Here is a 12,785-nt window from a genome sequence, read left to right on the forward strand (position 1 = left end):
ACTAGGTTTGAGTTCCCTGGTACGGACCGCGGTCGCGGTCGAGGACCACTGGTCGGCTGTTCGACGGTTGCCATGATCGTCGAACAGCCGATGTCGATGTCGATACGCTCGTCGGCTCCTGCCGGCAGGCGCGGGTGTGGCCCACAGCTGTTCCGATGACACAGGAGGCTGACACGCAGCGCAGTCATGGCACCGGCATGGAGCCGTCCTCTCCCTCTCCCCCGCCCCCGCCCGCGGGACCGGCGATCCGGTCGACGGACGGGGCCAGGAGCGTGCCCGCGACGGGACGGGTACGTAAGTGGCTGCCGCTGCTGACGGTCTGTCTCGGCACCTTCATGCTGCTGGTCGACGTGACGATCGTGAACGTCGCCCTGCCGGGCATGGTGGTCGACCTCGACGCGTCGTTCGGCGCGCTGCAATGGGTCGTCGACGCCTATGCGCTCGCGCTGGCCGCGCTCGTCCTCGGCACCGGCTCCATCGCGGACCTCGTCGGCCATCGCCGGGCCTACGTCGCCGGGCTCGCGGTGTTCGCGGCGTCGTCGTTCGCATGCGGCATCGCGCCGAACTCCGCGGCGCTCATCGCGGCGCGCGCCGTGCAGGGCGTCGGCGCGGCGGCCATGTTCGCGACGACGTTCGCGCTGCTCAGCAGCTCCTACACCGGACGCGACCGCGGCAGCGCCTACGGCATGTGGGGTGCGGTGTCGGGTGCGTCCGCCGCCGTCGGCCCGATCATTGGCGGGCTGCTCACCGAAGGCGTGTCCTGGCGGTGGATCTTCTTCGTCAACCTGCCGGTGAGCGTCGCCGCCATCGTGCTGTGCCTGTTCGTGCTCACCGACGCGCACGAGCCCACCCACAGCCGGGTGGACGTCCCCGGCATGGTCACGTTCACCGCGGCGGCGGCGGGCGCGACGTACGCGATCATCCGTGCGAGCGAGGAGGGCTGGTCCAACGCGCTCACCTGGTGGCTGCTCGCGCTGGCGGCGGTGCTGCTCGCCCTCTTCGCCGGCATCGAGTCGCGATCGTCGCACGCCATGCTGGACCTCACGCTGCTGCGTAACCGGTCGTTCGTCGGGGTGCTCGTCACGGGCGTCCTGCTGACGTTCGCCGCCTTCTCCGCGTTCGCCTACACCTCGATCTGGCTGCAGTCCGTGGTCGGTCTCAGCCCGATCGAGGCCGGGCTGACCGGTGTGCCGCTGTCGGTCATGGCGTTCGTGGTCTCGGCGTCGACCGGCCGCTTCCTGCACGGTGTACGGCCCGACTGGATCCTTGGTGGCGGTCTGCTGCTCGTCGGCCTCGGTGACGCGCTCGCCGCCGTGCTCGTCCACGGCTCGGCGAGCTGGCCGGCGCTCATACCCGGTTTCGTGGTGATCGGTATTGGGGTGGGGATCGTGACGCCCGCGCTCGGTTCGGTCTCGATGACGCTCGTGCCCGCGCGGCGCGGTGGCATGGCCGCCGGCGCGGTCAACACCGCGCGGCAGCTCGGTTTCGCCTTCGGTATCGCCGTCCTGGGCAGCGTGTTCGCCGCTCGCGCGCAGCGCAGCCTGTCCGGACGCGGCGTCGAGGACGCGGCCCGGACGGCCCGCGCGGTCGCCGGCGGCCAGACGGCGTCGCTGCTGCGCGCGGCCCCGCCGAGCACCCGGCACGCTCTCGACAGCGCCGTGCACGCCTCGGCGGTGACCGGTGTCCAGGGGGCGTTCGCGGTGGCCGCCGCGGCCGGCCTGCTCGCCGGCGCCCTCGTCCTCGTCCTGATGCGCCCCACCCACCCGGCCACATGATCCAGATATTGGTGATCCCGACGTTGTGACCGCTGGAACCAGAAGATCAAATTTCGAACCAGCGCCGTCAACAGCGTTGACTATAAAGTGGATCAGATTCGTCATCCGGTCACGTCACCGCGACGTGAGTCGGACGATGCACCGCTTCGTTGCCACCCGGCCGCAGACCGTGCGGCCCTGAGCATCCCAGCACCGATGATCAAGGCGGTCAGCGCGAATCCGGCGGCGGCCAGGAAGGCCACGTGGTAACCGCCGACCAGCGATTCCGCCTCGGTCTTCCCAGTGGCGGTGAGGCTGCTCGTGCGCGCGTTGACGAAGGCGCTCAGCACGGTGAGGCCGATCGCGCCCCCGATCTGCTGGGTGGTGTTGAACAGCCCGGAGGCGATGCCGGACTTGGCAGGCGTGACGGCGGCCATGCCATGGTCCCGCTGTCGACCCAGCCATCCCGAGAAACCCGGTATGTAGTCGCCGACCCGTATCTGCGATTCTGGCTGACCTTTCTCGGCCCCAACCTTGCCGAGATCGAACGTGGTCGTGGCGACCTGGTCCGCGCCAGGATCGCGTCGTCCTGGAGCACCTGGCGCGGCCGCGCGATCGAGCCGGTTATCAGGGAGTCGCTGCGGCGTCTGCCTCCCGGGCCGCTGCCGGACGGGACGAACGTCATCGGCGGCTACTGGACCCGGACCAACAACCCCGAGATCGACATCGTCGGCGCGGACCGGGCGCCGGTCGCCAGGCGCGTCACCCTGGTCGGCTCCATCAAGTGGCTGAACAACCGCGCGTTCGACCCGCACGATCTGGCCCAGCTCGTCGCCCATCGCTCCCGGATGCCCGGCGCCGACGACTCGACCCCGCTGCTCGCGGTGACCCGCGCCGCAACGGCGATGGACGGGATCCTCACCCTCGGCCCCGAGGATCTGCTCACAGCATGGCGTCCCTGACACGCGGAGTACAAACCGGCGGGATGCCGTCAACAGCGTTGACTATAAGATGGATCAGATCGGTCAGGCGGTCACATCGCGGCGGGTGAGGGTGACGGCTGCCAGTATCGCGGCAACGCCGGCGTACCCGGCCGCGAGGGCCAACGCCGGGCCGTAGGAGGCATCCGGCAGGCCGCCGCGGGCGACCGCGTCGAACACCAGGCCCGGGAACGTCCGAGTCGCGCCATCCCATGTCTGTTGGATGATGTGCTCGATCGGCAGCATCCAGGCGATCCCGATCGACAGCGCCAGTACGGTGAAGCGGGTCAGCACGCCCAGCGCCGTTGCGACAAGCGCGAAACACATCGTGGCGAGGAGCGCGTTCAGGAAATTGGCAGCGGCGGTTTCGAGCGCTGCCCCGCTCCACCACTGCGACGTCTCCACCCCACGCAGTTGTGCCATGACGACAGCCGCGGCCACGCTGAGCGCCAGTGCCACCAACAGCGCCACCGCCATCATCACGAACATCGCGGTCAGTTTGCCGGCGAGCCAGGCCGCCCGCCGTGGATGCTGCAACAGCAACGTCCGCAGCGTCCCCTGGCCGTACTCATTGGTGACGTTCGCGGTGAAGACCACGAAGACGAGCAGGCCGACGAAGGTCATCCCGGCGGCGAACCCGACGCTGGGGCCGTCCGGGCCGGCAAGGCGCACCAACGTCATGGCGAATCCCTCACCGGGACCGTCGAGAGGCCGTGCGGTGTCCTCGGCGAGGGCAAAGGCCAGGACACTCGCCAGCATCCCCATCGCGGCCACCGCCGCGATCGCGACAAGCGTCCCCCGACGGCGCAGTTTGAGCAGCTCTGCGTGCAACGCGCGGTTCATCGCGCTCCCTCCACCAGTACCCCGGCAGCTCCGGCCGCCGGCGACGCGCCAGGGTAATGATCAACAAAGCTTCCGCCGACCAGGCTCTGGTAGCGCTCTTCCAGGCTCACCCGTACCGGGGTGATCTCCACGAGCGTGATGCCCGCCGCGAACGCGTCCCGATTCAGGTCGGCGAGCATCGCGTCCATGACCGACTCGGCATCCGGGGGCCTCCGGTCGCCCCGCTCACCGGGAACGGACGGGGGCAGGTCGACACGCAGCCGGTCGCCGTCACGCCGCACGGACAGGTTCCGGCCCGTGGTGAGCTCGGCCATGGTGCCGAGATGGTCCGGATGGTGCGGACGCAGCAGCACGCTGCGCCCGCCAGCGGCCATCAGCCCGTCGATAGGGCCGTGGTAGACCGACCGGCCGTGCTCCATGACGACGATCCAGTCACAGATCTGCTCCACTTCGGACAGCAGGTGCGAAGAGATCAGAACGGTCCGTGCCCGCCCGTCTCCCGGCCGCCGCCCCAGTGTGCGCACCAGCTCCCGCATCTGCTGGATACCGGCCGGGTCCAGGCCGTTGGTGGGTTCGTCGAGGACAAGCAGGTCGGGATCCGCAAGCAGCGCGGCCGCTATCGCCAGCCGCTGTTTCATCCCCAGGGAATAGGTTCGGAAGGCGTCACCGCCACGGCCCGTGAGCCCGGCCTCGGCCAGGACCTCCGGAATCCGGGAACGGTCATGACCGCCGAGGGCGGCGAGCACGGCGAGATTGTGCTCCCCGGACAGCCCCGGGTAGAGGGCGGGACTCTCGATCAGTGCGCCGACTCTGGAAAGGTACCGTTGTGGTCTGGTAAGTGGTTCGCCGAGAACGCTGCCCTCGCCGGCGGACGGCCGGACCAGCCCGAGCAGCATCCGCAAGGTGGTGGTCTTGCCGGCGCCGTTGGGACCGACGAAGCCGGCGACCGCACCGGTCGGGATACGCATCCGCAGGCCGTCGACGACCGTTCTACGACCGTAACGCTTGGTCAGGTGAAGAACCTCCACAGCGGAACCGTCCGTCACTGCGGGTATACGGCGTTGCGAAACGCCCACGGTGTTGGTCACATCAGCCGGTGTGGTGACGGCCGCTGTGACAGCAGTTGATGTCATGGCCCCAGAGTCGCCGGCCGACGGCGTCACGTCGTCCGCCCGGCGGCGTCACCGCGCTACGCAGATCGGCGTAGGGCATGTGTACGCGGAAACGGAGCAGCGGAAACGGAGCAGCGGAGATGGCCTGGCGAGCGGTGCGGGCGCACACCCGCTCGTCAGAACAGCACGTAACGCGTCAGGACGGCGTGACCATGCCTGCCTGGTTGGCGAGGACGGCTAGCTGGGCACGGTCGCGCGCCCCCAGTTTCACCATCACCCTGCTCACATGGGTACGGGCCGTGGCCGGGCTGATGAACAGCCTCTGCGCGATCTCGTCGTTCGACAGGCCACGCCCCACCAGCCCCATGACCTCACGTTCGCGCGCGGTGAGCCCACTGAGGTCGGGTGTATGCACGGCGGGCCGGCGGGCAAAGGCGTCGATCACCCGTCGTGTCACTGTTGGTGACAGCAATGACTCCCCCGCCGCAACCACCCGGATCGCCCGGAGCAGTTCCGCGGGCTCGGCATCCTTCAGCACGAACCCGGACGCACCTGAGCGCAGCGCCTCGAAAACGTACTCATCCAGCTCGAACGTGGTGACCATGACGGCCCGGGTCTGATCAAGATGCGGGTCCTCGACGATCGCCCGTAGGGCGGAAAGGCCGTCGAGGACGGGCATCCGGATGTCGAGCAGCACCACGTCCGGACGTGTCCGCTGGACAACGGCGATCGCCTTGCGCCCGTCCTCGGCCTCACCGACCAGCTCGAGATCGTCCTCACTGTCGATCAGTACTCGCAGGCCGAGCCGTACCAGCGGCTGGTCGTCGGCAACCACCACCCGGATCATGTATTCACCTGCCGTAGCGGCAGGACGGCCCGGACCTGCCAGCCGCGGCCGGGCAGCGGGCCGGCCGTCACCGTACCCCCGAGATCGACGGCGCGTTCCCGCAGACCGCGTAACCCATGGCCGTGTCCGTGCTCGTGGTCATGTCCGTGCTCGTGGCTGGTGGACACCGGGCTGGGGTGCCCGGTGTTCGCGGGCCCGGCGTCGTCCGTGGCCATCGCCGGTGCCACGACGGTCATCGGCTGGCCGGCGACCGGCTCGTCACATACCCCGACCATCACTTGGTCGGGCTTGTAACAGATCTCGACACGGGCGCGAGCCGGGCCGGCATGCCTGAGCACGTTCGTCAGCGACTCCTGGATGACCCGGAACACGGCGAGATCCACCTCGGCCGGCAGGACCTCGGGGCCTTCACCGGAAGTCACCAGATCCACCGGAAGGCCGGCGCGCCGGACCTGTGCGAGCATGCCGTCCAGGCGCGCGAGACCGGTCAACGGCACATGCCGGGCGTTGTCGGCCTGGTCGGCGCTCCCGGTACCGTCAACGATCATGCCGGCGTTGTCGGGGGCGCCGGCCCGCTCGGGCCGGGTGTCGACGCCGAGGCGGGTGAGAGCGAGGGCCGCGCGCAGCTCCTCCAACGCGTCGTGGCTGGTGCGCCGGATCGCCTCAAGCGCGGCCCGGGCCTGTTCAGGACGCCGGTCGAAGACATGGAGGGCGACCCCGGCCTGCAGGGAGATGACAGACAGCCCATGACCCACGACGTCGTGTACCTCGCGATACAGCCGTAGCCGTTCCTGCTCGGCCCTGGCTCGCCGCGCCTCGTCCTCGGCCTGTGCGCTGGAACGGCGCGCGACCTGGAGCAGCCCCCCCGATGAGTGCCGGCACCGCCAGCCAGAGGATGCCCAGCGTCCCGACAACCCAGTGCGTCCAGCCGGCATCATCGTCGGCCAGGACGTCCCCGATCAGCTCTCCGCCGACGACGGTCACCCCGGCGACCCCGGCCGCGACAGCCATGGGCACGACCGGCAGCCGAGTGCCGACGGAGAAGGCGGCGACGGCGAGCGGAAGCTGGACCGGTGGCGGACCGTTCGGATAGCCAGCGGCGAGATAAACACTGACCAGGACCGATTCAGCGGCCAGCATGGACAGGGGCCGGTAGCGACGCAGGAGCACCACGGCGGCGGCAACGGCGAGCAGCAGGTAACCCACGGCGTCGAGACGACGGCCGGATCCGAGCCCTTCATGATTAATCTGGGTGCTGCTGAGGAGGAGCACAGCCGCGACCACGGCCGCAGGGAGGACGTCGGCACGCAGACAGCCGCCAATCGCGACCAGCTTCCGAACATCCACCAGATGACGGTATCCACCGGCAGGTCCGACGGCATCCGCCTCACGACGTACTGAACGCGAGATCTTCCTACGTCCGCGGACGTACACAGCCAGTCCTTCCGGGACACCGACGCCTGATGCGCCCTACCCACCCGGCCATATGATCAAAATGTCGATGACCCGAATGCCGCGGTCAGCAGAACCAGAAGATCAAGCTGTATGCCCAGCACCGTCAACACCGTTGACTATAGAGTGGATCAATCCCTCCCCCTCAAGCCGCTTCGCAGGTTTCTCGCGACGATCACACAGTCGAAGCGGCAGTCGTCGCCCTGTACGACGAACGGTGACCCGCCCCGCAGCGACGCTGGACGGCATCTTCGATCCTCGCCCGCGACCCCGACGACCTACTCGCGGCATGACGCCCCTGATACGCAGAGCAGGAGCAGGCGGAGTGGCATCAACACCGTTGACTGTCACGTCCGCATCGCGACGCGGGCGTTGCGGCTTTACCGGTACCCCCTAAGGGTATAGAGTCGGCACCGTCGTAGATACCCCTGGAGGGTATGGGGGCTGGAGGTGCGGATGGGCGCGGGCCACGGCTACATCGGCGACAAGGACGACTACCTCAAGCGGCTGCGGCGCATCGAGGGCCAGATCCGCGGCCTGCAACGGATGGTCGAGCAGGAACAGTACTGCATCGACATCCTGACGCAGGTCTCGGCAGCGACGAAAGCGCTACGCTCGGTCGCGCTCGGCCTGCTCGACGCGCACATGGCGCACTGCCTCGTGCAGGCGGCGGCAGCCGGCGGCGAGGAGGCCGACCAGAAGGTACGGGAGGCCTCGGACGCGATCGCCCGCCTGCTCCGCTCCTGAGCGCCCACGACAACACGACGACATGATCACGCGTCCACCGCGCCCGGCGCTCGTCCCACGTCCGACAAACTCCCGGCGTGGACGACGAGAGGCGTCACGGGCCACGGAAGGGACGTGGCTGTGCACCGCCGACGACGCCAGGCACACCCCGAAATCGATCGTTTCTTCTGGAAGGACCAGCTGTGACCACGACCACCTACACCGTTGTCGGCATGAGCTGCTCGCACTGTGTCGGCGCGGTGAGCACCGAGATCGGCCGGATCCCGGGCGTCAGTGACGTCCAGGTGGACCTGGGCAGCGGCGCGGTAACGGTGATCAGTGAACAGCCGCTGGCGGAGACCGCTGTCCGAGTCGCCGTGGACGAGGCCGGTTACGAACTCGCCAGCCCCGCCGCCAGCCGGTAGCGGGGCACAGCCAACAGCGGGCCAGCCGGCCAGGAAGAAGCCGGCTGGCGAAGAACCCAACCGGTAGGACCAGCGGCATCGGCCGGACGCGTCGGGGGACGAGCCACCGCACCTCGACGAGGCGGGCCGGCCAGCCGGAACGGAGGAACGACCGCGATGAGCGTGACCGCGGATGCCGCGCCGCCCTCGGGCGTCCACAAGATCGATCTGTCGATCAGCGGGATGACCTGCGCGTCCTGCGCGGCGCGCATCGAGAAGCGGCTCAATCGGCTCGAGGGTGTGACCGCCACCGTCAACTACGCCACCGAGCGGGCGCATGTCGTCTACCCCGACCGACTCACCGCGGCCGACCTGGTCACCGAGGTGCACCGGATCGGCTACCGCGCCCAGCCACCGCAGGTACCCCAGCGGCCACAGCCGCCACGGGCCGTCCCGGCGGACGAGGCCCCAACGGTGACGGGCCGGGAAGGGGCCGCGGAAACGGGCCGGGCCGCCCCCGCGACCGAGCGGGCGGAGCGGGTCGACCCGCAGCGGCTACGGCTGATCGTCTCCAGTCTGCTGAGCCTGCCGGTGCTGCTGCTCGCCATGGTGCCGCCGTGGCAGTTCGACAACTGGCAGTGGCTGTCGCTGGCGCTGGCCACCCCGGTCGTACTGTGGGGCGGTCTGCCGTTCCACCGGGCGGCGTGGACGAACCTGCGCCACGGCGCGGCGACCATGGACACGCTGATCTCCATCGGCACGCTCGCGGCGTTCGGCTGGTCGCTGTACGCCCTGTTCTTCGGCCATGCGTCTTCCGGCCACGCGGGGATGACGGGCATGACGGGCATGACGGGCATGCCCTCCGGGCCAGCCGCCGACCGGGGCAGCGGCACGGACAGCATCTACCTCGAGGTCGCCGCCGTGGTGACGACGCTCATCCTCACCGGACGCTTCTTCGAGGCGCGCGCCAAGCGGCGGGCCGGCGCCGCGCTGCGGGCGCTGCTCGAACTGGGCGCCAGGAACGTGACGGTCCTGCGGAACGGCCAGGAGCTGCGGATCGGCATTGAACAGCTGGCCGTGGGCGACCGCTTCGTGGTGCGCCCAGGCGAGAAGATCGCCACCGACGGGGTCGTGGAGCAGGGCGGTTGCGCGGTGGACGCGAGCATGCTCACCGGCGAGTCGGTGCCGGTCGAGGTCGGCGTGGGTGACACGGTCACCGGCGCCACCGTGAACACCGACGGTCGGCTGGTGGTCCGGGCCACCCGGGTGGGCGCGGACACCCAGCTCGCGCAGATCGCGAAACTGGTCGTCGAGGCGCAGAGCGGCAAGGCCGCGATCCAGCGGCTCGCCGACCGGGTGTCGGCCGTGTTCGTCCCGATCGTGATCGGCCTCGCGGCCGTCACCCTCGCGGTGTGGCTCGCTCTCGGCGAGGGGCCGACGGCAGCGTTCACGGCCGCGGTGGCCGTGCTGATCGTCGCCTGCCCGTGCGCGCTCGGCCTGGCGACCCCCACCGCGCTGCTCGTCGGCAGCGGCCGTGGCGCCCAGCTCGGCATCCTGATCAAAGGGCCGGAGGTACTGGAATCGACCCGGCGGGTGGACACCGTCGTCCTGGACAAGACCGGGACGCTGACCACCGGGCGGATGAGCCTGCTGGCGGTCGTTACAGCCGGCACCGGCGCCGCCAGCCCTGACCGCACTGATACCGGCACCAGCAGTACTGGTACCGGCACCGATGGTGCGCAGGCCGGCGTCGACGAGGTGCTGCGGCTGGTCGGCGCGGTCGAGGCGGCCAGCGGGCACCCGATCGCGTGGGCGATCGCCCACGGGGCACGGGAACGGCTCGGCGAACTGCCGGACGTCGAGGACTTCAGCAGCGTCGACGGCTTCGGTGTGCGGGGGACGGTGGACGACCAGAAGATCGTCACTGGTCGCCGTCGCCTGCTCGAGGAGTGGTCGCTGCACATCCCCGACGAGCTCGAGCAGGCAGCCCAGGCCGCCGAACGGGACGGCCGTACGCCGGTGTTCGCCGGCTGGGACGGCGCCGCCCGCGCGGTGCTCGTCGTCGCCGACACTCTCCGGCCCGGCAGCGCGGACGCGGTCCGCCGGCTGCGTGGCCTCGGCCTGGCACCGGTCCTGCTCACCGGTGACAACGCCCGAGCCGCCCACGCGGTTGCCGCGCAGGCCGGCATCGACGAGGTGATCGCCGAGGCACTGCCCACGGACAAGGTCGACGTCGTCGCCCGGCTGCAGGCGCGGGGCCGGGTCGTCGCGATGGTCGGGGACGGGGTCAACGACGCCGCCGCGCTCGCCCGCGCCGATCTGGGCCTGGCCGTGGGGACCGGGACGGACACCGCGATCGAGGCGGGTGACATCACCCTCGTCCGCGGGGATCTCGGCGCGGCCGTGGACGCCATCCGGCTGTCCCGGCGCACCCTGGCCACCATCAAGGGCAACCTGTTCTGGGCCTTCGCCTACAACGTCGTCGCCCTTCCGTTGGCCGCCGCCGGCCTGCTCAACCCCATGATCGCCGGTGCGGCCATGGCGCTGAGCTCCGTGTTCGTCGTCTCCAACTCGCTGCGGCTGCGCCGCTTCCGCCCCACCGGCCGAGCGGCGCGGAGTGGCGACCCGGCCGGCGGGGATAGCACCGTGACGCTCGGTAGCAGCTCCACCGGAGAGAAAGATTAACTACTTTCCGCAACATCTCATCGAAGATCAAAGCGGGATGACTACGGAAAGTAGTAGAAATTGTGACGGCTCGAAGCCAGTACCGTCCGTTCCGTGAACGACCCCGGCGACCGCCGGAAAATTCGCTGAACAATCCGCTGGACGGATACCGGTGAATTATCGCCGGAAAACCGGCCATGTCGTTTCAGCGAATACAATACCGGCTTGACGGAAGTCGGAGGACGGCTGCGGCCGGATACCCCGCCGGCCATTGTCACCGCAGGTCCGGTAGCGGCGCCCCGTGGCGGACGGCCGTCCTCGACACCCGTCCCGACCTGGTGAACCACCTGCCGGGCCGCCGGGTCGGAACATATGGGAGGACCGCCGCGAGCCCGGTCCGCATGATATCGGCCAACACCTGGGACCGGGCCGTACGGTCCGCCGCGGCCAGGCCGCGGGCCGGTACCGCGTCACCTTTCACCGTGCTTTTCACCGCACGTCGTCGCCGGCCTGCGGGAAATCCTGGTGACCGCAGGCCACCCGCGCCGTCCGGAAAGCATTCATGCCGTTGTCGGAAGCCTCGGCCGGCAGAATCGCCACCACCGCCGGTAACCACCTGGCCATCACGGTTGGTACGCGACAGCAGGGGAAGACGAATCAGTTGTGAATCTCACGCGAACCAGTTAATATTTGGCGCGCACTCACCGCACCAAATCGTCATGAACAACTCATGGCCGCCTACGAACAGGCAGGCAGCCACCCCCTGTGCGCCGCGACCGTTCATCACGATCGCTCGCCGACCTCAGCCGTCAGACGGTAGCCCCGGTGAGGGAAGAGCGACCGGTTGCAGGATCAGAGATTGGTGGTAGATGCGGTGACAGAGCCAGTGGCATCAGCCGCCGACAGCAGCGGCGACCACCCTCGGCGTCCTCGCCGACGGAGACTACTTCGGCGAGGACACCCTCACTGGCTCCGACAGCACCTGGCAATACACCACCGCCGCCACCGCGACCACCATCCTCACCCTCCCCCGCAGCGCCTTCCAAGAAATCCTCGACCAGTACCGCACCCGCCCCGACCAGCCCAGAACAAATACGGCAAAGCCGCTATCGACCTCACCGCTGGCCACCACGGCGAACCCGACCTCCCCGGCACCTTCGTCGACTATGAACTCGCCCCCCGCGAATACGAACTCAGCGTCGCCCAGACCATCCTGCGCGTCCACAGCCGCGTCGCCGACCTCCACAACGAACCCAACAACCAGCTCGAACAGCAACTCCGCCTCACCATCGAAGCCCTCCACGAACGCCAGGAACACGAACTATTCAACAACCGCGGCTTCGACCTCCTCCACAACGCCGACCTCAAACAACGCATCCACATCCGCACCGGCCCGCCCACCCCCGACGACCTCGACGAACCGCTGGCCACGGTGTGGAAGAATCCGCAGTTCATTCTCGCGCATCCCCGGGCGATCGCCGCGTTCGGCCGGGAGGCCAACCGCCGCGGCCTCTACCCACGGAGCGTCGACATCGCCGGCCACCGCATATCCGCCTGGCGCGGCGGCCCCATCCTCCCCAGCGACAAAATCCCATCACCACCACCCGGAGCACATCCATCCTGGCGGTCCGCGTCGGCGAGGAGGCGCAGGGTGTATCGGCCCACACCACGCCGGTATCCCCGACGAGGTCCAGCCCAGCCTGAACGTCCGCTTCACGGGCATCAACGAAAAAGCCATCATCTCCTACCTCGTCAGCGCCTACTACTCCGTCCCCGACGCCCTCGGCATCCTCGAGAACGTCGAGATCGGACACCGCGCCGGAATCGGACATGCCACAGATGCGGCCGGCAGAACCCTGGATCTTCGGGATTCGGTGTCGACGCAGGATCGACGGAGGACTGCCGGAGCTTCAACACAGAAAATGGTCATCTTGAAAACCCGCATGTCAGCACATCAGGGTGGATCATAGCGTAGACAGATATTTTGACCGTCCGTCACCTAC

10 protein-coding genes and 2 pseudogenes are annotated in these 12,785 nt (G+C 69.1%); 7 read left to right on the forward strand and 5 right to left on the reverse strand.

Annotated elements, in window-relative coordinates:
- The first annotated feature begins 155 nt into the window (after positions 1–155).
- Positions 156–1,775 carry an MFS transporter gene (locus tag FSYMDG_RS11835; protein ID WP_013873714.1) on the forward strand — a complete coding sequence of 540 codons (1,620 nt, stop codon included), beginning with the start codon at positions 156–158 and terminating at the stop codon, positions 1,773–1,775.
- 101 nt (positions 1,776–1,876) lie between these two features.
- Here FSYMDG_RS11835 and FSYMDG_RS24520 read toward each other — a convergent pair whose 3' ends face one another.
- Complete coding sequence (locus tag FSYMDG_RS24520) at positions 1,877–2,191, reverse strand: hypothetical protein (RefSeq protein ID WP_083828247.1); 315 nt, start codon at positions 2,189–2,191, stop codon at positions 1,877–1,879.
- On the opposite strand from FSYMDG_RS24520, the pseudogene FSYMDG_RS11840 reads away from it, so the two are divergent.
- A pseudogene (locus FSYMDG_RS11840) lies at positions 2,192–2,716 on the forward strand (DUF234 domain-containing protein); the annotation flags it as partial.
- Between the two features lie 63 nt (positions 2,717–2,779).
- On the opposite strand, the gene FSYMDG_RS11845 reads toward FSYMDG_RS11840, so the two are convergent.
- The 4 genes from FSYMDG_RS11845 to FSYMDG_RS11860 all read right to left on the reverse strand — a co-directional run bounded on the left by FSYMDG_RS11845 (position 2,780) and on the right by FSYMDG_RS11860 (position 6,474).
- On the reverse strand, positions 2,780–3,577 hold the full coding sequence (locus tag FSYMDG_RS11845; RefSeq protein ID WP_013873715.1) for an ABC transporter permease: 798 nt from the start codon (positions 3,575–3,577) through the stop codon (positions 2,780–2,782).
- On the reverse strand, positions 3,574–4,623 hold the full coding sequence (locus tag FSYMDG_RS11850; RefSeq protein WP_013873716.1) for an ABC transporter ATP-binding protein: 1,050 nt from the start codon (positions 4,621–4,623) through the stop codon (positions 3,574–3,576). The genes FSYMDG_RS11845 and FSYMDG_RS11850 overlap by 4 nt, the downstream gene beginning before the upstream one ends.
- A gap of 262 nt (positions 4,624–4,885) precedes the next feature.
- Positions 4,886–5,536, reverse strand: coding sequence for a response regulator (locus tag FSYMDG_RS11855; RefSeq protein WP_013873717.1), 651 nt, complete (start codon positions 5,534–5,536; stop codon positions 4,886–4,888).
- On the reverse strand, positions 5,533–6,474 hold the full coding sequence (locus FSYMDG_RS11860) for a histidine kinase (RefSeq protein ID WP_083828249.1): 942 nt from the start codon (positions 6,472–6,474) through the stop codon (positions 5,533–5,535). The genes FSYMDG_RS11855 and FSYMDG_RS11860 overlap by 4 nt, the downstream gene beginning before the upstream one ends.
- On the opposite strand from FSYMDG_RS11860, the gene FSYMDG_RS26165 reads away from it, so the two are divergent.
- The 5 genes and pseudogenes from FSYMDG_RS26165 to FSYMDG_RS28410 all read left to right on the forward strand — a co-directional run.
- On the forward strand, positions 6,455–6,937 hold the full coding sequence (locus FSYMDG_RS26165) for a hypothetical protein (protein WP_013873719.1): 483 nt from the start codon (positions 6,455–6,457) through the stop codon (positions 6,935–6,937). The genes FSYMDG_RS11860 and FSYMDG_RS26165 overlap by 20 nt on opposite strands.
- A 507-nt stretch (positions 6,938–7,444) precedes the next feature.
- Positions 7,445–7,735, forward strand: a complete 291-nt coding sequence (locus tag FSYMDG_RS11870; RefSeq protein WP_013873720.1) for a metal-sensitive transcriptional regulator — start codon at positions 7,445–7,447, stop codon at positions 7,733–7,735.
- Between the two features lie 182 nt (positions 7,736–7,917).
- The gene (locus tag FSYMDG_RS11875) at positions 7,918–8,139 is read left to right on the forward strand and encodes a heavy-metal-associated domain-containing protein (RefSeq protein ID WP_013873721.1); all 222 of its coding nucleotides are present in this window, start codon (positions 7,918–7,920) and stop codon (positions 8,137–8,139) included.
- Positions 8,140–8,295: 156 nt separating this feature from the next.
- Positions 8,296–10,803, forward strand: a complete 2,508-nt coding sequence (locus tag FSYMDG_RS11880; protein WP_013873722.1) for a heavy metal translocating P-type ATPase — start codon at positions 8,296–8,298, stop codon at positions 10,801–10,803.
- Between the two features lie 893 nt (positions 10,804–11,696).
- Positions 11,697–12,593 (forward strand): annotated as a pseudogene (locus FSYMDG_RS28410) (family 2B encapsulin nanocompartment shell protein); the annotation flags it as partial.
- Between the last annotated feature and the right edge of the window lie 192 nt (positions 12,594–12,785).

It is taken from the genome of Candidatus Protofrankia datiscae (assembly GCF_000177615.2).
Lineage (GTDB): Bacteria > Actinomycetota > Actinomycetes > Frankiales > Frankiaceae > Protofrankia > Protofrankia coriariae.